The sequence below is a fragment of the Methanobrevibacter sp. genome, from assembly GCF_017410345.1.
Taxonomy (GTDB): domain Archaea; phylum Methanobacteriota; class Methanobacteria; order Methanobacteriales; family Methanobacteriaceae; genus Methanobrevibacter.
Map to the genome: position 1 here is coordinate 1 of NZ_JAFQQZ010000058.1, position 22,203 is coordinate 22,203.

The window sequence follows — 22,203 nt, forward strand, 5'->3', positions numbered from 1 at the left end:
AAAAAAATAAAAATAAAAATAAAAAATTCTAAAGAAGTGAAATAAAAAAAGTAAAAAAAGAAAAAATAAATGATTAGAAACTAATCACTTACTTCAATTCCTAATGAAACAAGCTTATCCCTGATTTCATCAGATAAATCATATTGCTTTTCAGCTCTTAATTTTTGACGAACGTCAGCAATTATCTTTAATAATTCCTCTTCATCACCACTGGTTTCATCATCTTTAGCAAAGAAATCAATACCTAATATTTGACTGATATCTGCGAACCAGTGCTTGATAGCCAATAGATCATCAATGATTATATTATCTTCATTTAAATCCTTATTGGATTGTTTGATGAATGAGAAAATAGCTGCAATGGCTTTAGGAGTGCTGAAATCATCATCCATACTCTTGAAGAATTCACTTACCCCTTCATTCAATGCATCATAAGATGATACATAATAATCAAAATTAAGCAATTCCTCGAAAAGTTCATTTTCTTCCAATTGGGCCAATTTTGCAATATCATCTGAAACATTTCCCTTTTCAAATTCCTCATTGATCTTCTCATCTAAAACTTGAAGATAGTTTCTTATACGTGCAACATTCTTTTCAGCTTGATGCAAGCTTACTTCACTGAAGTCTATTGGACTTCTGTAATGGGTTGCAAGAACGAACAATCTGAATGTTTCACCGGAATATTCCTTCAATAAGTCTCTAATGGTAATGAAGTTTCCCAATGATTTGGACATCTTTTCACCTGAAACATTTAGGAAACCTGTATGCATCCAGTATTGTACCAATGGCTCCTTACCTGATACCGCTTCCATCTGAGCAATCTCAGAGTCATGGTGAGGGAATATCAAGTCAAGTCCTCCACCATGAATGTCATATTGAGGTCCAAAGTACTTTTCAGTGATTGCAGTATCTTCAATATGCCAACCAGGTCTTCCCTTACCCCAAGGGGAGTCCCATACAGGTTCACCTGCAAACTCTTCCGCTTCCCTATTCTTCCATAATGCGAAATCGTTAGGGCTCTTTTTAGAACTGTCAATATCAATCCTATGGGTTTCAAGCTCTTCAATCTTACGATTGGCCAATTTACCATAATCCTTGAATTTGGCAACTTCAAAGTAAACTCCAGTTTCAGTCACATATGCAAATCCCTTATCAATCAATCTTTGAATTTGATCCAATATCTCTTCCATATGGTCAGTAGCTCTTGCAAAATAGTTAACGCTTTTTACATTTAAAGCAGCCATATCTTCAATGAATCTCTTTTCGAATTTCTTTGCAAGCAATTTGGAGTCTACACCACTTTCCTTTGCTCTGTTAATGATCTTATCATCAATATCAGTAATATTTTGTAAGTAGAATACAGAATATCCCTTGAATTCCAAATATCTCTTTATGGTGTCAAAGGAAATGTAAGTTCTTCCATGACCGATATGAGCATCATCATAAACTGTAGGGCCACAGACAAAGAGCTTGATCTTATCTTCAAACAATGTATTCAGCTCTTCCTTTTCCCTTGACATAGTACTATAAATTTCCATTATATCTCCTTAAAACCTTGTTAAAATAAAAATAAGTCTAATAACCATATCTATAGAAAAATAATCCTTATATAAAATAGCCTATAGATAATAATCCTTAAAATAAAATCAGTAGAAAATACTACCAATTATAATAAATGTGCTTCAGAACCTAAACATGCTCTACAATCTGCAGGCATATGTCCTTTTTCCTTATGAATTTGACAAATGACATCTTCGGTTTTTATTCTTTTACAAATGTAACATGTACGAGGGATAATATCAAATTTGGTTGCAGTTCCTTCATTCAAGTCATTTGCAAATTCCTGAATCAATGCCTTTACATCATCATTAAATACAATGCCACTACCCCTTTTATCAGTCAAATACTGAGATACTGCAGGCTGGGTAATATCCATCAATTCAGATATCTTCTTTTGTTTCATACCTAATTTCAATAAATCTTTTGCAAGTTCAGATCTAATAGCTGGTATGATATACCATACTACCATTTCACAAGGTGGTTTCATAAAATACCTCCAAAATGCTTAAAATTTTTTTATTCATCATCCATATAATTATTCAATTTATAAAATAATTTTCCATCAGCACCTTTAAATACATCTTCAACTTCAGAATCATGACTGAATTCAAAATGGTCCAAATCATGAAAATGACTTAATTCATTGATTCTTTTTTCAAGCTCATCCTGACGTTCCAATAGCAAGTCAATAGCTGATGAAACAGGGTCGGGGAACTCATGCTCTAAATCCAAGACACATCTCCTATCTTCATGAATAATCCTGCTTGGTACACCTACTGCTGTAGCACCTCTTGGAACATCCTGCAATACAACTGCTCCGGCCCCTATTTTAGAAGAGCAACCTAAGGTAATGTTTCCCAAAACCTTAGCCCCAGAACCGATTACAACTGCATCTTCAACAGTTGGGTGTCTTTTGCCTTTACTTAGACTTGTTCCTCCAAGAACAACTCCCTGATAGATTAAGACATCATCTCCAACAATAGTTGTCTCACCTATTACAATGCCCATTCCATGGTCAATAAATACTCTTTTACCTATTTGAGCACCAGGGTGAATTTCAATTCCTGTCAGGAATCTTGATATTTGAGAGAAGAATCTTCCCCAAAACGGCAAGTGATGTGTCCAAAGCCAATGATTCCACCTATGTAAAATAATGGCCCATATACCAGGATAACAAAGCAATATCTCTAAACTGCTTCTGGCAGCAGGGTCTCTTGCTTTTGCAGCCTGCAGATCATCTCTTAAATCGTCAAACATAAATTCACCATTCAATTAATAAGCAATACTTAACTATTGTTAATATATTCATATATTTATACTTAATTTAATATAAACTTAACATCTGTTATAATAACAAAGTTATATTTTTATCTTTTAATATATAAACTATTTTAATTTATAATGAAAATTTAAAATATATGAAAAATAGTTTTGAAAAATTATCCAATAAAAATTCTAAAAAAATAAAAAATAAGAGATTTATTTAGAATAAATCCCTAAATCGTATTCCGCATATCCACTTAGAATAAATCTCCAAAGACCCACTCAGTGGATAAGTATCTTTCACCTGTATCCGGTAAGATAACTACAATGGTTTTTCCCTTATTTTCGGGACGTTTAGCAAGTTCCAAACCTGCCCAAGTAGCTGCACCGGAGGAAATTCCAGTGAAAATACCTTCTTCTCTAGCCAATCTCAACAAGGTGTTTCCTGCGTCCTCATCCTTTACAGGAATGACTTCATCAATCAAGTCCAAATCCAATACATCAGGAACGAAACCTGGACCGATACCTTGGATCTTATGAGGTCCTTTCTCACCTTTTCCTAAAGTTTGGGAAGTGGCCGGTTCAACAGCAACCGCCTTGAATTCAGGTTTTAAAGGTTTGATGTATTGTGCAATACCAGTTACGGTTCCACCAGTTCCTGCAGCGGATACAACAATATCCACTTCACCATCGGTATCCCTATAAATTTCAGGACCGGTAGTCAATCTGTGAATTTCAGAGTTTGCCTTATTTTCAAATTGCTGTGGCATGAATGAATTTGGAGTGCTTTCTGCCAATTCCTTTGCCTTGGCAATAGCTCCGCCCATACCTTCACTGCCTGGAGTCAAAACTATTTCAGCACCGAATACTGCAAGAAGCTTTCTTCTTTCAATGGACATGGTTTCAGGCATGGTTAAAATTAATTTATAGCCTTTTGCAGCTGCCACAAAGGAAAGACCAATACCGGTATTACCGCTTGTAGGTTCGATAATTACTGAATCTTCCTTAAGCAACCCATCCTTTTCAGCAGTTTCAATTAAATTTACTGCAATACGATCCTTAATACTGCTTACCGGATTAAAAGATTCGACCTTTACAAGCACATCCGCTTCTAATCCTTCTGTCAATCTGTTCAATCTTACAAGAGGAGTGTTTCCAATAGCTTCTGTCATATCGTTAGCTATGCCTCTTTTCAATTCAGGAATATTTACCATAATAATCACATCATAAAATTTATTTGTATAATTCAATTTTTTAATTAATTTTTTTATAAAAAATTTGCATTATTAAAGAATATAAAAAATAACTATTGCCAAATCCCTTCTAATAGCTAATTTTAAATATTTAATATATTAATTTAATAACTTATTTTATTTATAATTTTAATCAATCCCAAAAATTTTCTTGAAAATTCTTGAAAGAGAAATTATAAAATCACAACAAAAGTTAAAAATATAACAATTGTTATATAATAGTTAATAAATGATGATATATAAATATTTCTATAGAAAACTAAAATTTTAGTAAAATTTTTAAAAATAATTCTAATATGTCAAAAAAGTTTAAAAAATTTTAAAAATATTTTTTGTTTTAAATGAAAATATTTTGATCAAACTTTTTTTAAAAGTTTGGTGATAAAATGACTCTCTTTAAATACATTATCAATGAAAGCCCAATTGGAGAAATAACAATAATCTGGAAGAAAAAACCAAAATTCCAAATTGAAGAGATTATTATTTCAAATCCAAATCAAACATCATCACAAATGGCTAAAGAAAAATATGAACAAGAAGGAGAATTGCATATCAATAAAAAATCCAAGCAATTAAACAATGTATTGAAAGAGATGAACAATTACTTTAATGAAAAGGATTACAAATTTTCCCTTGAATATCTTAATTTAGATAAATTAAAGCCATTTCAAAGAGCTGTCTTGGAAGCGGAATTCAATACTGAAAAAGGAACTGTAAATACCTACAAAGACATTGCAAAAGCAGTGGGCAGCCCTAAAGCATATAGGGCAGTTGGAACCGCACTGGCTAAAAATCCTTTTCCAATCATCATACCATGTCATAGAACAGTTAAAGCAGATAGAACAATTGGTGGATTCAGTGGATTTGCAGGAGGATTGGAATCTAAAAAGACACTTCTTGAATTGGATGGACTTATGATCCAAGATAAAAAGATAATAGGGGATAGTCCCATAATATCCCTTGATAAAACCACTCAAACTAAATTAGTATAATTTCAATTAAAAAAAAAAAAGAAAATAATTAAGAAAAATAAAGAATAATAAAGAATAATAAAGAAAAATAAAAAAATAAAATTATTCTTCTAATTTATTTGCATCATATTCACAAAGGTCTGTAAGTGGGCATTTGTCACATTGAGGACCTATTGGTCTGCAGATAGTCTGACCAAATTGAACCATCAAATCATTCAAATCAACCCAAAGGTCCTTAGGCACCTTTTCCATTAAGACAATCTCTGTTTCTTCCGGCTCTTTAGTATCTGCAATTCCCCACCGGTTTGATATCCTATGAACATGAGTGTCTACAGGAATGGCCGCATCCTGGAAAGCAAATACTATAACGCAATTGGCTGTTTTTCTGCCTACTCCTGGAAGCTTGAGCATCTCATCCATTTCCCTTGGAACCTCTCCGCCATACTGGTCAATCAATATTCTTGAAACTTCTAAAATACGTGCAGCTTTAACTCTATAAAAACCAGCAGGCTTGATTAATTCCTGAACATGCTCAACTGGAGCATCAGCAACTGCATAAATGTCCGGATAGACATCAAACAATGCATTTGCAGCCTGATCTGTATTTTCATCCCTTGTTCTTTGAGATAAAATGGTCCTAATCAATACCTTATAAGGGTCATGGTCATGAAAAGTGCGAATGGTATAAATTTCATTCAATCTTTTAAAGATCTCTCTTATTCTTTCTTCATCATTCATAATAATCTCCAACTACTTTAATTCCAATTCTATTCCAATTTCACCCATCAATTCAATGAAATTAGGGAATGACACATCGAAGCATTCTCCATTTTCCACTTCAACATCATGTTTCAATCCGAGAAGGGAAAATGCCATTGCCAATCTATGATCATTATGGGATTCAACGATTCCATCACCAATTGTTTGACCATAAATGGTCATTCCATCTTCAAACTCCTCAAGCTTGCATCCTAATTTTTCCAGCTCTCTGCATGTTGTATCAATCCTATCGGTTTCCTTTAATCTGCCATGCTTTACACCGGTTATTGTGGTTTTTCCTTCAGCAATGGCACCGAGAACCGCTACAGTAAGCAATAGATCAGGTGCATTTGACAGGTTTACATCAATTCCCCTCAATTTTCCATTGGACCTTAAGGAAACATAATCATCAAAAACGGTTACATTGGCATCCATCTCTTCTAAAATATCTAAAATAAACTTATCCCCTTGCTTGGAATCGCTGAACAGATTATCAACTCTCACATAGCCTCCTGCAATGGCTGTTGCTGCAAGTAGGTAAGAAGCGGAAGAAAAATCTCCCTCTACAATATAATCGCTGGCAATGTATTTTTGCGGTTTTACATTGAATTTAACCCCTAAACAATCGGTATGTTCCTTCTTGCAGGTTTCATGGAACTGATAATTCTCCTCTTCAATAGCTATTCCAAACTTTTCCAAAATGGAAATGGTCATATCAACATAAGGTTTTGATACGAATTCAGGATAAACTTCAAGTACTACTCCCTTTTTGGATAAAGGGGCTGAAATGAGAATTGAGGATATGAATTGGGAGCTGATGCTTCCCAATATGTCTGTCTCTCCACCATCATAGCCAGGATAAACCTTTAGTGGAGCCTTGTTATTGTCATTCAATGATTCAATCTTAACACCTAAAGCTTCCAATGCATCAATCAATGCGCCCATAGGCCTTGTCTTAAGTGAATCATCACCGGTGAAGATTACTTCATTATCTGATAATGCAGCCACACTTGTCATGATTCTAAGTGTGGTTCCGGAATTGGCTAGATCAATCATGTCTTGAGAACTGTTATGTAATTTGCCACCAGTTCCGTAAACTTCCAAATAGTCAACAGTCTGGCTTTTATCTCCTTTTAAAATGATTTCCTTCTTTCTATCAATCCTTGCACCAAGAGTTTCGCATGATCTGATGGTTGACAATACATCTTCAGAATAAAGCACATCAAACAGCTTGGATTTGCCTTCAGATAGTGATGCAAGAATAACCGCTCTATGACTATAGCTTTTAGAGGAAGGTGCTTTAACGCTTCCATTGATTTTAGAAAAGTTTTTTATTTTAAGATTCATTTATTACAATCCCTTGATTAATCCCATATGAGAATTAATCCTTTATTTTACTAAATACTTCTTATGAATATTATGATTAAGATTATAATTAAACTTTATTCTAAAATAGGCAAAAATAGTAAAAAATTAAAAAATTAGAAAAAAACAGAAGCCAAAAAATAAAAATTTGAAATAAAAAATTTAAAAAATAAATGAAGAAATGAATAAAAAAATTGACATTAGAAGTCAATGAAATATCTTAAAACAGTGAATACACCAAGCACCAGACTTATTGTAAATCCTACAAAACCAAGTACAGGCATTTCAAAGAATGTAGGTCCCACATCAATCAGCATAACCAAAGATGAACCGACCAAAAGCGCAGCAATAATTATTGCAAGGGAAATTTGGTTTGTAATCTCACTGATGTGCTTTACTTCAATATTGACAGTCACTTCCCCTTCCTCAACCTTATAGATGGTTTTTGAAATGAGGCTTGGCAATGCTCTTAATACATGTTCAAAAGCAAAGAAACTGTTTTTTGCATTGCTTGCCATCTTGATAGGATTATACCTTTGAACCATTAGCTTGCGGGCAAATGGCTTAAGAAGGGCTACAACATCAATGTCCGGGTCAAGACGCAGTCCAGTGTTTTCAACCATTGACAATCCTCTTGCCATTAGAACAAACTCATTTGGCAATCTGACATCATATTTTTGCATCAGGAAGAGAAGGTCCTCAATAATACCGTTGAAACGACTGAGCTCCACACCATAATACTTGGCAAACAAATCAGTGAGGTCGCTTTTTAGAAGAGTGATATCTGTTTTCTCATTTAATATATCCATGCGAATCAGCTGATTGATCAAACCGTCAATATTACGGTCAGAGAAATGAATCATCAATTCAGCCAAGTCTTGTCTGAACTCTTCATCAAGAGCTCCCATCATACCAAAATCAATATAACATATGGCATTTTCATCTGTTACAAAGATATTGCCTGGATGAGGGTCTGCATGGAAGAACCCATCAATGAAAAGCTGTTGGAAATAAGAGCGAACGATTCTATCTGCAATAAGCACCTTATTATATTTTGGATCATCACCTGCAATGACTTCAGATAATTTTATCCCATCAACATATTCCATGGTCAGAACTTTTTCAGTGGAATAATCAGGATATGTGACAGGAACGATGATTTTATCATTGTATATGAAATTGTCATTCAAATGCCTGATATTCATCAATTCATTGTCAAAATCCATTTCCTTAGTAATGGACCTTTCAAATTCATGAACAACAGCAGGAAGGTTAAGGTGCTTAAAGCCAGTATTGAATCTATCTGATTCATTGGCAATGAATTTCATTATGCTTAAATCGGTATCTACAATCTCATCAACATTTGGCTTTTGAACCTTGACAGCCACTCGCTCGCCGCTATGCAATTTGGCTTCGTGAACTTGTGCAATGGATGCTGTAGCAAGTGCATCTTTAGAGAATTCAGCGAAAAACTTTTCTATGTTACCTCCAAGTTCAGTTTCAATCATTTCCTTGATTTCTTCATAACTTACTGGAGGATTGTCATCATGCAATTGTGAAAGCTCTTCACTAATTTTCTCTCCAACTAAATCAGGCCTTGAAGCCAAGAGCTGACCGAATTTAATGAAGGTTGTTCCTAACTCTTGAAGCATTAATCTTAATCTTTCAGGAAGGTCGTCCTTTAATAATTCCTTATTATCAGCTTCACTTCTAAATGGGCTGATCTTATTACGGGTAGTTTGACCTAAAACCTTATCAAAATCATATTTTCTAAAAATTTTTAAGATTTCATCAAAACGTGAAAGTGTTTTTCTTTGCATGATAATCGACCTTCTTTGGAATTATTAAGGAATTATTTTTTAATTTCATTAGGAATTTTATATTTCTATTTAATGCTATATAAGTATATGATTAAAATTATAATTAAACTTATCTAAAAATAATAAAAAAACTTAAAATGATATGAATAAAAAATAAGAAAAAATATGAAATGAGAAGAAGATTATTTTACCAAATCTAAGGTAAGTTGATCCCTCTTTCCATCAAAATATTTTTCCAATACCTTTGAGAAAACATCATTATCACTAACAATTTCAAATAAAGTCATGGAACTTCTTAGTTTTTTACTGTCAATTGAACCAAATATATCTTTAGGATCATCAGTTTCCAAATCCAATAACTTTTGGGATATATTTACTAAATTATTTCTCAGATATTCATTTTCAATATATTCCCTTGCTTCCTCCAACCCATCAATGCCATAGTATTTGGCTGTAGAGCTCCTGCCCAATCCTTTGACTTGAGGGAAGATATACCACATGTAATGATTTCTCTTTCTGCCATTGCTGATTTCCCTAAAGGCCATATCGTAATCTTCCTTTTGTGCATCTATAAACCTGTCCAGACTCATAATATCCCCTCATAATTTAAAAAAATAGAAAAAGGAATTTGAAAATCATATTTCTTTAATTTAAATTTTATTTAAAAAATAATTATAAGAACTTATCTTCAAATTCAATTAGAACATTTAAAAGCTCGTAGGACAATCTTTCAATGGATTTGTATTGAATATCCCTTGGAACCTCCCAGTAGGCAGAAGCGATTCCTCCTGCAATGGCTGCCATGGTATCTGCATCCCCACCTAATGAAATGCAGTTTCTGATTGTGTCCTCATAATCTTCACCTTCCAAAAAGCAGATGATGGATTCCGGAACGGAACCTTGACAGGAAACGTCAAACTTATAGGATGGCCTTATCTCATCAAGAGTCCTATTCAAATCATAACCATATCTTATTTCAATATGGTCTCTGATTTCTTCCTTTGATGAGCCGAGCCTTGCCAAATAGACAGCATCGGCAGTGGCCAGTGCTCCTTTGATTCCTTCTGGATGGTCATGAGTCACTTCCGCGGAAATCCTTGCCAATTTCTGAACCTCTTCCAAGGATTCACCTACCCAAGCAACCGGAGAAACCCTCATTGCTGAACCGTTTCCCCAACTTCCATAAGGCTTCGGATTTTCAGTTGATAACCACTGCTTGAACATTCTTCCATATCCTCCGTTGGGATATCCGTTTCCAAAGTATTGAAGTTGTCTGACCAACTCTTCCTTGGAGTTCTTATCGTTAATCAGCCATTTGGCTACAGCAAGTGTCATAATGGTATCATCAGTAAAAGTGGATTTTTTATTAAAAAGAGAAAATTCCTTGGTTTTAATTGGTTTGAACTCATATCTTGATCCAATTATATCTCCGGCAATTGCGCCAATGATTCCTTTCATATTTTACCCCCTATATTATTATATAAATATATTATGAACTTCGTTACTTATAAAAATATCTAAAAATATGGAAAATCCAAAAAAGCAAACTATATAAGGATTAGTTCAGAATAATTTATTAGGAAATGTTTATTTGGAAATGTTTATTCGGAAAAGGTGATTTAATGAAAACCATTGTAATCAATGCAGACCCTAAAATGAAACAGGAAATAGCCAAACTATTAAAATCTGCAGGGGAAGGTGCCGAATCAGTTGGCAGTGAAGTAGAATATTTCGATTTATATAAATTGGATATGAGAGGGTGCATGCTTTGTTCAATCTGCAAAAAGAAAAACAAGGAAAGCTTCAAATGTTATTGGAGAGACGATTTATCACCAATAATTGAAAAGATTTTGAATGCAGACACCCTTTTAATAGGTTCCCAGATATTCTTCAATGAACCGACAAGCCATTACAGAGCTTTGGTTGAAAGACTTATCTATTGCATTGTTTCATATGATAGAAACTATCATTATAAAGGAAATGTCAATGTAGGCATCTTTTATAGCGTCATTTCTCCTAAGGAACATTTTAAAAAGAATGTTCAACCTACACTCAAATCAACAGAGGACTTATTTAAGATGTTAAATGGAGAAGTTAAAGTTTATGCATCCTACAAGGGTTTAAAAAGCCATAGGAAAACAGATTCCCAAATCAAAGAAAAAGAGGAAGAATTTGAAATTGATTTGAAAAATGCCTATAAGATAGGTGCGGAATTAAGTAAAATAAAAAATTAATAAAAATTAATAAAAAAAGATTTAAAAAAATTAAAAAAGATTATTTACTTTTTATTCCATTAAAAAGTATATCCAAGAATTTTTCATTGTAATTATTTGTTTCCAAATCCTGACTAACATTATATACTTTCCAGAAAACAATGGATTGGAATAATACACTGAAGCAAATTGCACCTAAGACTCTTGGATCAACTTCTCTAATTTTGCCTTGCTCTATTTGCATTTTGAAAAATTCCTCATTCTTTTCGAGAATGGCATCAGTGACTTGGGAAATCAGAAGTTTCTTTTCAGGAATTTCCCTCACTTCTTCCAATGCCACTTTCAAAACACTGAATTCATTATCACTAAGGCTTAATAATCCAAAAAAGCTGATTTGAAGATATTCCTCTATTTCCTCATTATCCCTGAAGTCAAAAATCTCTTCCAGTTTCTCCATAAACAATTGGATATGGTAATTTTTTGTAACTTCAACTAAGTTCTTTTTGGAATCGAATTTTCTAAATATGGTTACTTCATTCACTCCAGCTTCCTTAGCTATTTTTTTGGTTGTGGCTTTTGTAACTCCCTCTTTTTGCAGAATATTAAATGTTGCATTAACAATTTTCTCTTCAGTTGGATCAAGCTCAATCTTCATATTTAAAAATATGATTAAAAATTAATATATATTTATCTATTTGATTCCAGATTTCTTAAAAAACGTTCAATTGATTTAAAAGAAAAAATGAAAAGAAAAATAATAAAAAAAGTCTGATAAAAAAGAAATTTGAGAATAAAAATAAAAAAAAGATTTACATGAAAAGCATTGAACTTTTCATGAAATTAAAATTTGTAAAATCAAATAATTAAAATTATCTGACTACTTCTACGATTATGCCGAGTTTTTCAGATTGCAAGATGTCAACCTTCTTACCGCTTGCACCTACAATTTCCTTTTTCATCTTTAGGAAATCTTCAGTGATAACGCCATCTGCAATAGCTATTTCGCCCTTTTCTTCCAATTGCTTAGCTATTTCATCAGGGTCTGTTGATTTGATGAATCCTATGACCTGACCTGCATTCTTCTTGAAGGTCGGTCCGATCTTACTCATGTCCGGCTCAATCTCAATGACTTTCTCATGGACTTCAGGCTTACCAGTCAAGATTTGGAAATCCTCTATCTTCAAGGTTCCCTTAATGTCATCACTGTAGTATTCGAATACATCCTTCAAGTCTTGAGTCTTATCACTCACATAAACGTTTACATTAGCCACATTCGCATTCAATGGGATTTTTGAAGCTGACTTGAATCTTCTTACCTCCCCTATTAATTCAATGGCCAAGTCACCATCTTTTTCTGTTTCAGAAGAATCCAAGTTAGGGTCAATTTCAGGCCAAAGCTCGTTGTGAATGCTGCCTTCATTGCCGAAGTATTGGTAAACCTCTTCAGCGAAGAAAGGTGCAATTGGAGCAAGGAGTTTCAATGTATCTTCCACAACAGTTCTGAGAGTGTATTTTGCAGCGATTCTTGACTCTTCGCTGATGTCATCATTGTATAGTCTGTATTTTACAGCTTCGATGTATTCATCACAGAAGTCATGCCATACGAACTGTTCGATTGTATTTACTGCAATGCTGTAATTGTAATCATAAAATGCATCATCAACAATCTTATTTACCTTATTGAGCTTTGCAAATATCCAAGTGTCCATAGGGTTTAAATGAGCCTTAATTGCTTCCACATCACCGCTTAAAGCCTTTTCAGACTCTTCATCGAATATGTGCATGCTGATGAATCTGAATGCATTCCAGAATTTTCTGATGAATTTGTAGCCATGCTTGATGTTTTTCCAATCAAATGCAACATCAGATCCAGGGACACTGTTTGCAGCCCATAATCTTAATGGGTCTGCACCATATTCTGCAATGACCTCTTCAGGACCTGTAACGTTTCCACGGGATTTACTCATTTTGTAACCGTCTTCACCAAATACCATACCATTGATTACAATATCGTCAAATGGCTTTTGTCCTGTAAGTGCTAAACAACGGAGAGTGGTATAGAATGCCCAAGTCCTAATGATATCGTGACCTTGCGGACGAATGCTTGATGGGAAAATCTCTTCCCAACCAGGATTTGGCCAATCTGCAACGGATAATGGGGAAATTGAACTGTCCATCCAAGTATCCAATACATCCTCTTCAGGAATGAATTCAGTGCAGCCGCATTCACATGCGTGTTTTGGCTGGTCGATAGTTGGATCAATAGGCAATTGGTCTTCATCAGGCAAAATGACTTTGCCACAGTCCTTACAATACCATACCGGAATAGGGGTTGCAAATAATCTTTGTCTTGAAATGCACCAATCCCATTCCATGGAATCTGCCCAGTTCAATAAACGGCTTTCCATATGTTCCGGAACCCAACGCATTTCATTGGATGCCTTTTTGCTTTCATCAATCAATTTGGTAACCGCTACAAACCATTGCTTTTTAACCAGAATCTCAATAGGTGTCTTGCATCTCCAGCATTGGCCTACATTCTGGTCAACCTCTTCCTGCTTGGTCAAGTATCCTTCAGCCTTCAAGTCTTCGATGGTTTGCTTTTTGGCAGGCTGCAATTCCATACCTTCGTATCTTCCAGCCGCTTCGGTTAAGATACCTTGTTCGGAAATCGCTTCAATGACATCTAAGTCATATTTGTTTACCCAAGCAACGTCAGTCTTATCCCCAAAGGTACAAATCATTACTGCACCGGTACCATATTCCATATCCACCTCTTCATCTGCAATGATCTTAACCTTTTGACCGGATAAAGGAACTTCCACATACTTGCCTAAAAGGGAGTTGTACCTTTCATCCTCAGGGTGAACCACTACAGCCACACAAGCGGACATAAGTTCAGGACGGGTTGTAGCAATCAATACGCCAGGAACGCTTGCATCAGCCTTATCTGGGAAATCCGCATATCTCACATAGGAATTTCCTTCAACATTAGCCAAGACTTCCTCTGGAACCTCTGCAGGTGGGAAATTCACATAGTTCAGGAATGTTGTGTTGTCACTGTATTCCACTTCTGCAAAAGCGATAGCTGTTTCACATCTAGGACACCAGTTTACAGGGTGAATGCCTTGGTAAATCAATCCTTGATCATACATTTTCAAAAAGGACAATTGGGTTCTTTTCCTATATTCTGGAGTCATTGTAATGTATTCTCTGCTCCAGTCCTGTGAGAAACCGACAGAACGCATTTGCCCTCTCATAACTTCAATATTGTGTGATGTCAAGTCAGTGCACATATCCCTGAACTCTGCCCTTGTGACATCGTTCTTTTTGATGTTATGGGTCTCTTCCACTTTCACTTCAGTAGGAAGACCATGACAGTCCCAACCTTGTGGGAACAATACATCCATTCCCTTTTCCCTTCTGTATCTTGCATTGAAGTCCATATAAGCCCAGTTTAAGATGTGGCCCATATGAAGCAGACCAGTTGGATAAGGCGGTGGAGTGTCTATAATGTATCTTGGCCTTGTTCCATCACCAATAAATTTATAAATCTCATCTTCTTCCCATTTTTTCTGCCATTTTTCTTCGTTTTTATGGTCATAATCTTTAGGAATTTCTTTATTTGTCAAAATATTCCTCCAAATAGAATGAATAATAAAAATAATTAAATAAAAATGTAACCTTGAAACTTAATGGATTAATCCATTTTGAACTTATTGGAATTGTTCAAATAAATTAATATTTCAAAATAAAACATTCTAATTTAATATTTATTAAAAGTATTTATTAAATATTGTGTAGAATATTTGAAAATAGATATTCCAATAATTTTATTATTTCAATTCATAAAAAACTTCTTAAAAACAATAATTATATAATAAATAATAAACAAAAATCAACATAGTATATAAACAAAGAATATAAATAAATTTCAAAAATTAATTTTAAAGAGGTGACAGAATGGGACTATTATGGTTTTATGTAGCTATTGCACTTGCTATAAGTGATGAACTTCACAGCAGACTCGTTTGGGACTATGTAAGAGACTTCTACATAATATTCGGCGGAATTATCAGCAGTGCATTAGATGATGTTATGGAAGCATGGATTGTTCATGAAGCCTTAGAAGCACTTTTCCATTTTATTTTCATATCCTGTGTATTCTTCTCATTAAAGGTGGGATTCTTGGCAGCTTTAATACATTTCCTATTGGATGTAAGCCATTCAATTGCCATAAGACATATGCCATGGTTACCTCATAGAACATTACACTTTGTTTTTGAATCCCTATTCTTTATAGCCGTATTTGGGTTATAATGAATAAATTCTTATTTTAACTTATAAGCTTATGAAATTTTATTGAACAGTATTAGGAGATAATATGCCTGTAATTACATTTAAATATCAAGATTTAAAGGATTTAGGTATTGATATGGAAAAAGACGAACTTATCAATACATTACCTATGATGGCAAGTGATATTGAAGATTATGATGACGAGGAAATCAAGGTTGAATTCTTCCCGAACCGTCCGGACAATCTGTCCGTCGAAGGGGTAGCAAGATCATTTAAAGGATTTTTGGGAATGGAAACCGGTCTTCCGAAATATGAGATTGAAGAATCCGGCGAGAAAGTTTATGTAAGTCCTGATGTGGCGGAAATCAGACCATACATCAGATTTGCAAAAATCGAAGGAGTGGACTTCACCGGAGACAAGATCAAATACATCATGGATTTCCAGGAAAACCTTCACTGGGTAATCGGAAGGGACCGTAAGAAAGTTGCTATCGGTGTCCATAACGCAGACGTAATAAGCGGACCATACAAATACATAGCAACTCCAAAAGACGAACATTCATTTGTTCCTCTTGAAATGGATGAGGAAATGACTCCTGATGAAATATTGAAAGATCATGCAAAAGGAGAGAAATATGCTCATCTGATTGATAAGTTTGACAAATATCCTTTAATCATTGACAAGGACGAACAGGTATTGTCAATGCCTCCAATCATTAACGGTGAATTGACCAAGCTTAAGGAAGACACAACTAATATCATTGTCGATGTGACCGGAACTGATGAAAGGGCAGTTGAACAGTCATTGAACATCCTCTGTGCATCCTTTGCTGAAGTTGGAGGGAAAGTGAAATCCATGGAAGTGATATATGAGGATGAAACCATAGTCTGTCCTGATTTTACTCCAAAGGTGAGAAATGTGCATGTTGACCTGACCAACGAATTGATTGGTGGAACCGATTTGACTGCAGAGGACATTAAGGGACTCCTTGAAAAGGCGAGATTTGATGCTAACATCATTAATGATAACGAATTGGAAGTGCTCATTCCACCTTACAGGGTTGACATATTGCATGAAGTGGATATCGTTGAAAACATTACCATCCAATATCATATCAATGCAGTTGAAGCAAAATTACCTAATATCGTTACCGTAGCAAGTGAGGATAACTGGTTTAAAGGTGAAAAAACAATTAGAGAAGTTATGGTGGGACTTGGTTTCCAAGAAGTAATGAGCCTGATGCTAACCAGTGAGGAAAGCCAATACGTAAAGATGAACCAAGAGGAAATTGACCATGTTCAGGTTTCCAAACCAATTACAATCAGCGGAACCATGATCAGAACAAGCTTACTCAATAGCCTAATGGAGTTCCTGGAAGACAACAAGCATGAAGACCTTCCACAAAAGATCTTCGAGATTGGAGATGTCCTATATATGGACGAAGAGTCATCCAACAAGACCAGGCAAGTCAAGAAATTGGCCGGAATGATCTGTCACAGCTCTGCTAACTTCACTGAAATAAAATCAACTGTAGCTAGCGTGCTTTCCAATTTAGGATACAGCATGGAAATCTCTGATTCAACTAATAGCAGTTTCATTCCAGGAAGAGTGGCTGATGTAAGCGGCGAATCCAAAAACGGCAAAATAACTGGATTCTTTGGTGAAATAGCTCCTGAAGTCATTAGAAACTTTGAACTGGAATATCCGGTTATTGCATTTGAAATTGAATTCTTATAAATGAATTCAATTTATTTTTCTTTTTTTAATTTTTTTAAATAATTCAAATCAATTTTTCAACTTTTTAATTAATAACTTATTTCTATTTTTTCTCCTTATGAGCGGTTATGATTGTATAACTGGAAGCATTCACAGTGATTATAACACCATCCACAGTCACATAATAATTCTTTCCCTTCATTTCAATGACTGCATTGTCCTGTTTGATCTTATCTTTGCAGTATTCTACAATGTCTTCCACATCTACACCAATATTCCTTTTTATCCTATCCACACCCATTTCAGTGGTGTGCACATTTTCAATATTATCCAATAATTCCATAATTTGTCCCCATAATTATTTATTCCCCTATAAATGTTAAGTCAACAGTCCTATTGGTTCTAGGACCATCCAATTCAATGAAGAAAACAGATTGCCAAGTTCCGAGATCAAGCCTTCCATCAGCTATTGGAATTGTTTCAGATGAACCAAGCAGAAATGCCCTTATATGGGATGCCGCATTATTGTCAATGAAATCATGCTTATAATTGTCCTTTTCCTTAACCATATCCTTTAAGACCTTCTCAAAATCATTTAAAAGTCCTCTTTCATTTTCATTTATTACAATTGCACTTGTAGAGTGCTTTGTAAATACATTAACCATTCCATTTTGAATCTTTTTATCCTTATTTATCTCATTTAGAATAGCTACAATCTCACTTGTTATATCGATGATTTGAAAATTGGAAACGGAATCAATCTTTAATGATTTATTTATTGCAAGCATAAAAATCACCAAATTATTTTTTCTACTTATATTAATTTTTGAATTCAATTTATCTAAACTTTTCTGATTATTGATCTTTTAAGTATTCCAAAACCTTGCATATATGACACTTAGAGAAAACATTTCACAAAACTTATAAAAATAAAGACAAATAAAGATTTAAATAAGTAAAATAAGAAAAATATTTCGAATTCAATATGTTCTTTAAACCATAGTTTTACTAAACCCCAATAAGGAGGAATAGAATGTCATTTACAGCATATATGTTGGATGTGATATCAGACACAATTTATCCGGCTAGAATTACAATAGAAAACGGTATTTTTAAGGAAGTAACCCCAATTACAATTAGTGAACAGGACCTTGTCAATATTGATGTTCATGGATTGATAATCCCAGGATTCATCGATTCCCACATTCATGTTGAAAGCAGTATGGTTTCACCTGCACAATTCGCTAAGATTGCAGTTCGTCATGGTACCACTGCTGTTGTCACTGACCCTCATGAAATAGCCAATGTTCTAGGAATCGAAGGGATTGAAGCAATGATTGAAAATGCAAAGCAAGTCCCTTTTAATTTTTATTTCACCGCACCTTCCTGTGTCCCTGCAACTGCATTTGAGACCTCAGGCGCTGTTTTGGATTCATCCGATATAGAATACTTGCTAAAAAAGGATGAGATTGTGGCATTGGGAGAGATGATGAATTTCCCAGGTGTCATCAACGGGGATGAGGAAGTTCATAGGAAATTGGATTTGGCAAGAAAATATGGAAAGCCTATCGATGGTCATGCCCCATTGGTTACTAGAGGCGACTTGGACAAATATCTTGCAGGAGGCATAAGCACAGACCATGAATGCAGTAATGTATTGGAAGCTCTTGAAAAGAAGATAAAAGGTATGAAAATCATGGTTCGTGACGGCTCATCTGCCATGGATATGGAAGGGCTTTTTGATATAGAGGAAGGTAGCCAATCCCTTGATTTTTCAGGACCGATGGGTCTTCTTTTTAGAGACATATTTGAGAGAAAGATTTACTCTCCCCTATTCGATTTCATAGTTAGTGACGATAAGCATCCAAACGATTTGCTTAAAGGTCACTTGAATTTATCCATTAAGAAGGCTGTCGATTTGGGAATAAATCTTCTTAAGGCTATAAATATGGTGACAATCAACCCTGCACAACATTATCATCTGAATTGCGGAGTCATTGTCCCTGGCGCACAGGCGGATTTTGTGGTTGTTGACAGCATATATGACTTGAATGTTTTAGAAACATATATTGGCGGTGAATGTGTCTTCGATGGGGAAAATGTCCTATTTGATGTTCCGGAATTCGAATCTAAAAATACAGTCAATGCAAATAAGAAGACTGCAAGTGACTTTGATATCCATTATGATGGGGATGAATGTGAAGTCAATGTAATTGAGTGCTTTGACGGAGATCTGTTAACCAAAAAGACAACTGCAAGGTTATATGTGAAAGATGGCATCGTGCAGCCTGACATCTTTCAGGATGTCTTGAAGATTGCTGTGGTGGAACGTTATGGTGGAAACACCGTTGCTAACGCATTCATTAAAGGATTTGGACTTAAAAAAGGAGCAATCGCTTCATCAGTTGCTCATGACTCACACAATATAATTGTTGTCGGATATAACTCTCAGATGATGGCTGATGCAGTTAATCAGGTCATTGATGACAAGGGTGGAATCTCTGTTGTCAGTGAAGATTTTGCTGACTCATTGCCTCTTCCTATTGCAGGATTGATGTCTAATGAGGATGTCTATGATGTCGCTAAAAAATTAGGCATCTTGCATAAGATGGTTGAGGCTTTGGGATGTAAAATCGAAGCGCCATTCATGACAATGGCATTCATGGCATTGCTTGTTATTCCATCAATCAAGATATCCGATAAGGGATTGTTTGATGGAGAAAACTTCGAATTTATGGATGTGATTATTAAATAAGGCAATTGCCTTTTTAATAATTCTTTTTTTATTTTTCAATTTTTAGCAAATTTCTTCTTATTTTAACTTCTTCTTATTTTAACTTATCTCTAATTTCTAAAATCTTTTTTATGTGCTTGCAATGATTTTCCTTATCGCTTAGCTTAACGCCACCGAATCGCAGGTTTTCCCGACGATATTTGAAATCTTCACAGTCACAGCTGACTGTATCCTCCAATAGGTCAAAAGTGATAATGTAATGTTTGTTTGAGGATTTGCTCTTTATAAAGTAATCTTCCCATTCCTCATTTTTAGAAACTTTTTCTATAATCATAACTAATCAACAAAAATAATTATAAATTCATAATAAATAAAAGTTTTTAAAAAAGTAGAAGATGTTTGAAAAAAGTTAAAAATTAATTAAATTCAAAAATTTTAAAAAAAAAGTTTAAAAATAGTTAAAAGTATAAAAATTATAAAAAATAATTAAATTAAAAAAATGAAAAAAGTAAAAAAAATAGAAATGAAAAATTTCTCAAAACTATTCTATATCAATCTTGATCTTCTCATTTCTTTTTTGTTTTGCTTCCTTGATGTCGTTTAATTTTTCTGTAAACTCCTTAGCATTCTGCAATTTCAATTCAATTTCAGAAAGCTCTTCCTTAAGAAGCATTTCATCTCTTTTCAATGAGTTTATGTACTCATCACTGCCGTTATTGTAATCTTCATAAATCTCTAGAATTTCTCTTGCTGAAAGAATGGATTCCTCTTTTAGGAATTTCTTGGTATGAGGCTTGACCCTAACGCTTAAAGGCTGCAATCTTTCCTTTTCACCGCCTTTTCTTCCGGAAGCTACAGTTTTGGAATCTTCATAAGCACCCCAAAATTCATCGTTCAGTTCCTGCAATATCTTAACCCTATCCTTAAAGATCTGTTCTAAATCCCAAATCTCAAACTCCTCTGCATCGCTGTAATCCTTAGCTTTGAATCCAGAGTTGTCAAATTCATAATTGTTGCTTTTCTGTTCATCATTTTCATTATTCTCAGGCATTTTCATCCCCCAATATAATTTAAATCTCAAAAATTTTTAAAAATAATTCATTATTGTAATACATAAATTATTTTTGTATACTATTAAATTGTAATACAAAATATATAAATGTATTCATTTTTTTCTAAAATGAAATAAAAAATTAACCACCTAAAGAATAAGGTTTAATAAAATAAATCATAAAGAATATAATTGAATTAAAGCCATTTAAGTGAAATAATGAAGAAAATCTACTTACTTTTACCAATCCTTGCAGGAATAATGTTTGGATCCACTGGAATATTTGTCAGGACATTGACTGAAAATGGAGTGGATTCAACCACACTGCTTTTCTTAAGGTTTTCAATAGCTATCCTATACATATTCATAGCTATTTTCCTAACCGACAAAAGCCTATTGAAGCTGAATAAAGAGGATATTCCATATTTCATACTATGCGGATTATGCATTCTCGGATTGAACCTATGCTACAATAACTCCATCAATTCCGTACCATTATCCCTTGCGGCGATTCTTTTAAGTACAGCCCCTGTATTCGTATTGGTATTTGAATACTTCCTATTTAGGGAAAAGATAACTTCAATCAAAGTCTTATGCGTAATTCTTGTGCTTATCGGATGCACATTGGTAACAGGGCTCATTGAAGAAAATTCAATTGACATTTCAATGCTTGGAATAATTGCAGGTATCGGATCTGCCGTCTTCTGGGCAATCTATTCAGTAACATCCAGAAAATCAATTGACATGGGCAGACATACATTTACAATATTATTATACTCATTGATCACTATCACAATAGTGACAATCCCATTTACCAATTTCACTCAAATTGCAAATTTCGTTAGCTTGAATGTTGTTCCTAATACCTTATTCCTGCTATTGCATTCATTGGTATCATTTGCACTGCCTTATATATTCATAACAATTTCACTGAATCATTTAGATGCCGGAACAGCTGTAATCCTCTCTTCTGGAGAACCGATAGCAGCACTTGTATTCGGAATGATCTTCTATTTCGAAATGCCTACACTCCTAATGGTCTGTGGAGTATTCATTACAATAGCTGCACTCATACTTTTAAGCAGAAACTCTGCAAAAGATGAAGGTAGAAAAATAGAGAGTTAGAAATAGAAATAAAAATTAAAAATAAGAATAAAACTTTTTTTTAAAAAATAAAAACTAAAAAAAAATTAAA

21 protein-coding genes are annotated in these 22,203 nt (G+C 34.3%); 6 read left to right on the top strand and 15 right to left on the bottom strand.

All coding sequences use genetic code 11. From position 1 onward, the window contains the following. Positions 1 to 80 precede the first annotated feature (80 nt). From cysS to cysK, 4 genes are all read right to left on the bottom strand, one after another. Positions 81 to 1,541 carry a cysteine--tRNA ligase gene (gene cysS / locus IJE13_RS07995; RefSeq protein ID WP_292779145.1) on the bottom strand — a complete coding sequence of 487 codons (1,461 nt, stop codon included), beginning with the start codon at positions 1,539 to 1,541 and terminating at the stop codon, positions 81 to 83. A 128-nt stretch (positions 1,542 to 1,669) separates the two neighbouring features. Continuing rightward, positions 1,670 to 2,050 (bottom strand): transcriptional regulator, encoded by a 381-nt coding sequence (locus IJE13_RS08000; RefSeq protein WP_292779148.1) that lies wholly within the window; start codon positions 2,048 to 2,050, stop codon positions 1,670 to 1,672. Between the two features lie 29 nt (positions 2,051 to 2,079). After that, on the bottom strand, positions 2,080 to 2,820 hold the full coding sequence (gene epsC / locus IJE13_RS08005; protein ID WP_292779151.1) for a serine O-acetyltransferase EpsC: 741 nt from the start codon (positions 2,818 to 2,820) through the stop codon (positions 2,080 to 2,082). A 263-nt stretch (positions 2,821 to 3,083) separates the two neighbouring features. Then, the gene (gene cysK / locus IJE13_RS08010) at positions 3,084 to 4,040 is read right to left on the bottom strand and encodes a cysteine synthase A (protein WP_292779154.1); all 957 of its coding nucleotides are present in this window, start codon (positions 4,038 to 4,040) and stop codon (positions 3,084 to 3,086) included. Positions 4,041 to 4,465: 425 nt separating this feature from the next. On the opposite strand from cysK, the gene IJE13_RS08015 reads away from it, so the two are divergent. Next, on the top strand, positions 4,466 to 5,071 hold the full coding sequence (locus IJE13_RS08015) for a methylated-DNA--[protein]-cysteine S-methyltransferase (RefSeq protein ID WP_292779156.1): 606 nt from the start codon (positions 4,466 to 4,468) through the stop codon (positions 5,069 to 5,071). Positions 5,072 to 5,152: 81 nt separating this feature from the next. On the opposite strand, the gene nth is transcribed toward IJE13_RS08015, so the two are convergent. The 5 genes from nth to IJE13_RS08040 form a co-directional block, all read right to left on the bottom strand. Further along, positions 5,153 to 5,788 carry an endonuclease III gene (gene nth, locus IJE13_RS08020; protein ID WP_292779159.1) on the bottom strand — a complete coding sequence of 212 codons (636 nt, stop codon included), beginning with the start codon at positions 5,786 to 5,788 and terminating at the stop codon, positions 5,153 to 5,155. A gap of 12 nt (positions 5,789 to 5,800) precedes the next feature. Beyond that, complete coding sequence (gene aroA / locus IJE13_RS08025; RefSeq protein WP_292779162.1) at positions 5,801 to 7,156, bottom strand: 3-phosphoshikimate 1-carboxyvinyltransferase; 1,356 nt, start codon at positions 7,154 to 7,156, stop codon at positions 5,801 to 5,803. A gap of 218 nt (positions 7,157 to 7,374) precedes the next feature. Then, positions 7,375 to 8,994, bottom strand: coding sequence for an AarF/ABC1/UbiB kinase family protein (locus tag IJE13_RS08030; protein ID WP_292779166.1), 1,620 nt, complete (start codon positions 8,992 to 8,994; stop codon positions 7,375 to 7,377). A 182-nt stretch (positions 8,995 to 9,176) separates the two neighbouring features. Continuing rightward, a complete protein-coding gene (locus IJE13_RS08035) occupies positions 9,177 to 9,584 on the bottom strand; it encodes a DUF1810 domain-containing protein (RefSeq protein ID WP_292779169.1) in 408 nt (135 codons plus the stop codon). A gap of 82 nt (positions 9,585 to 9,666) precedes the next feature. Next, the gene (locus tag IJE13_RS08040; RefSeq protein ID WP_292779172.1) at positions 9,667 to 10,452 is read right to left on the bottom strand and encodes an ADP-ribosylglycohydrolase family protein; all 786 of its coding nucleotides are present in this window, start codon (positions 10,450 to 10,452) and stop codon (positions 9,667 to 9,669) included. A 164-nt stretch (positions 10,453 to 10,616) separates the two neighbouring features. On the opposite strand from IJE13_RS08040, the gene IJE13_RS08045 reads away from it, so the two are divergent. After that, positions 10,617 to 11,228: a flavodoxin family protein gene (locus IJE13_RS08045; RefSeq protein ID WP_292779175.1), complete on the top strand. Its 612-nt coding sequence runs from the start codon at positions 10,617 to 10,619 to the stop codon at positions 11,226 to 11,228. Positions 11,229 to 11,268: 40 nt separating this feature from the next. On the opposite strand, the gene IJE13_RS08050 is transcribed toward IJE13_RS08045, so the two are convergent. Beyond that, the gene (locus tag IJE13_RS08050) at positions 11,269 to 11,862 is read right to left on the bottom strand and encodes a TetR/AcrR family transcriptional regulator (protein ID WP_292779178.1); all 594 of its coding nucleotides are present in this window, start codon (positions 11,860 to 11,862) and stop codon (positions 11,269 to 11,271) included. Positions 11,863 to 12,076: 214 nt separating this feature from the next. Next, positions 12,077 to 14,839 (bottom strand): valine--tRNA ligase, encoded by a 2,763-nt coding sequence (locus IJE13_RS08055; protein ID WP_292779181.1) that lies wholly within the window; start codon positions 14,837 to 14,839, stop codon positions 12,077 to 12,079. Positions 14,840 to 15,170: 331 nt separating this feature from the next. Between IJE13_RS08055 and IJE13_RS08060 the strand changes: the two genes are divergently transcribed. Both IJE13_RS08060 and pheT read left to right on the top strand, forming a co-directional pair. Continuing rightward, positions 15,171 to 15,527 carry a hypothetical protein gene (locus IJE13_RS08060; RefSeq protein ID WP_292779184.1) on the top strand — a complete coding sequence of 119 codons (357 nt, stop codon included), beginning with the start codon at positions 15,171 to 15,173 and terminating at the stop codon, positions 15,525 to 15,527. Between the two features lie 64 nt (positions 15,528 to 15,591). Then, positions 15,592 to 17,244, top strand: a complete 1,653-nt coding sequence (gene pheT, locus IJE13_RS08065) for a phenylalanine--tRNA ligase subunit beta (protein ID WP_292779186.1) — start codon at positions 15,592 to 15,594, stop codon at positions 17,242 to 17,244. 82 nt (positions 17,245 to 17,326) lie between these two features. Here the strand turns inward: pheT and IJE13_RS08070 are convergent, their stop codons facing one another. Together IJE13_RS08070 and IJE13_RS08075 are read right to left on the bottom strand one after the other, a co-directional pair. Then, the gene (locus tag IJE13_RS08070) at positions 17,327 to 17,566 is read right to left on the bottom strand and encodes a DUF3781 domain-containing protein (protein WP_292779189.1); all 240 of its coding nucleotides are present in this window, start codon (positions 17,564 to 17,566) and stop codon (positions 17,327 to 17,329) included. Between the two features lie 19 nt (positions 17,567 to 17,585). Then, positions 17,586 to 18,011 (bottom strand): secondary thiamine-phosphate synthase enzyme YjbQ, encoded by a 426-nt coding sequence (locus tag IJE13_RS08075; RefSeq protein WP_292779192.1) that lies wholly within the window; start codon positions 18,009 to 18,011, stop codon positions 17,586 to 17,588. A 245-nt stretch (positions 18,012 to 18,256) separates the two neighbouring features. Between IJE13_RS08075 and ade the strand changes: the two genes are divergently transcribed. Further along, positions 18,257 to 19,978: an adenine deaminase gene (gene ade / locus IJE13_RS08080; protein ID WP_292779195.1), complete on the top strand. Its 1,722-nt coding sequence runs from the start codon at positions 18,257 to 18,259 to the stop codon at positions 19,976 to 19,978. Between the two features lie 73 nt (positions 19,979 to 20,051). Here the strand turns inward: ade and IJE13_RS08085 are convergent, their stop codons facing one another. Then, complete coding sequence (locus IJE13_RS08085) at positions 20,052 to 20,291, bottom strand: hypothetical protein (RefSeq protein ID WP_292779197.1); 240 nt, start codon at positions 20,289 to 20,291, stop codon at positions 20,052 to 20,054. A 207-nt stretch (positions 20,292 to 20,498) separates the two neighbouring features. Further along, positions 20,499 to 21,008: a hypothetical protein gene (locus tag IJE13_RS08090; RefSeq protein ID WP_292779200.1), complete on the bottom strand. Its 510-nt coding sequence runs from the start codon at positions 21,006 to 21,008 to the stop codon at positions 20,499 to 20,501. Between the two features lie 219 nt (positions 21,009 to 21,227). On the opposite strand from IJE13_RS08090, the gene IJE13_RS08095 reads away from it, so the two are divergent. Continuing rightward, on the top strand, positions 21,228 to 22,133 hold the full coding sequence (locus IJE13_RS08095) for a DMT family transporter (RefSeq protein ID WP_292779203.1): 906 nt from the start codon (positions 21,228 to 21,230) through the stop codon (positions 22,131 to 22,133). The last annotated feature ends 70 nt before the right edge of the window (positions 22,134 to 22,203 follow it).

Bases quoted from the DNA above. Each gene is read 5' to 3' on its own strand.
- IJE13_RS08015 (WP_292779156.1), top strand. From the start codon at position 4,466: ATGACTCTCTTTAAATACATTATCAATGAAAGCCCAATTGGAGAAATA.
- IJE13_RS08030 (WP_292779166.1), bottom strand. From the start codon at position 8,994: ATGCAAAGAAAAACACTTTCACGTTTTGATGAAATCTTAAAAATTTTT.
- nth (WP_292779159.1), bottom strand. From the start codon at position 5,788: ATGAATGATGAAGAAAGAATAAGAGAGATCTTTAAAAGATTGAATGAA.
- aroA (WP_292779162.1), bottom strand. From the start codon at position 7,156: ATGAATCTTAAAATAAAAAACTTTTCTAAAATCAATGGAAGCGTTAAA.
- IJE13_RS08090 (WP_292779200.1), bottom strand. From the start codon at position 21,008: ATGCCTGAGAATAATGAAAATGATGAACAGAAAAGCAACAATTATGAA.
- IJE13_RS08085 (WP_292779197.1), bottom strand. From the start codon at position 20,291: ATGATTATAGAAAAAGTTTCTAAAAATGAGGAATGGGAAGATTACTTT.
- IJE13_RS08040 (WP_292779172.1), bottom strand. From the start codon at position 10,452: ATGAAAGGAATCATTGGCGCAATTGCCGGAGATATAATTGGATCAAGA.
- IJE13_RS08070 (WP_292779189.1), bottom strand. From the start codon at position 17,566: ATGGAATTATTGGATAATATTGAAAATGTGCACACCACTGAAATGGGT.
- IJE13_RS08095 (WP_292779203.1), top strand. From the start codon at position 21,228: ATGAAGAAAATCTACTTACTTTTACCAATCCTTGCAGGAATAATGTTT.
- IJE13_RS08000 (WP_292779148.1), bottom strand. From the start codon at position 2,050: ATGAAACCACCTTGTGAAATGGTAGTATGGTATATCATACCAGCTATT.
- pheT (WP_292779186.1), top strand. From the start codon at position 15,592: ATGCCTGTAATTACATTTAAATATCAAGATTTAAAGGATTTAGGTATT.
- IJE13_RS08045 (WP_292779175.1), top strand. From the start codon at position 10,617: ATGAAAACCATTGTAATCAATGCAGACCCTAAAATGAAACAGGAAATA.
- IJE13_RS08075 (WP_292779192.1), bottom strand. From the start codon at position 18,011: ATGCTTGCAATAAATAAATCATTAAAGATTGATTCCGTTTCCAATTTT.
- cysK (WP_292779154.1), bottom strand. From the start codon at position 4,040: ATGGTAAATATTCCTGAATTGAAAAGAGGCATAGCTAACGATATGACA.
- cysS (WP_292779145.1), bottom strand. From the start codon at position 1,541: ATGGAAATTTATAGTACTATGTCAAGGGAAAAGGAAGAGCTGAATACA.
- IJE13_RS08050 (WP_292779178.1), bottom strand. From the start codon at position 11,862: ATGAAGATTGAGCTTGATCCAACTGAAGAGAAAATTGTTAATGCAACA.
- IJE13_RS08060 (WP_292779184.1), top strand. From the start codon at position 15,171: ATGGGACTATTATGGTTTTATGTAGCTATTGCACTTGCTATAAGTGAT.
- epsC (WP_292779151.1), bottom strand. From the start codon at position 2,820: ATGTTTGACGATTTAAGAGATGATCTGCAGGCTGCAAAAGCAAGAGAC.
- IJE13_RS08035 (WP_292779169.1), bottom strand. From the start codon at position 9,584: ATGAGTCTGGACAGGTTTATAGATGCACAAAAGGAAGATTACGATATG.
- ade (WP_292779195.1), top strand. From the start codon at position 18,257: ATGTCATTTACAGCATATATGTTGGATGTGATATCAGACACAATTTAT.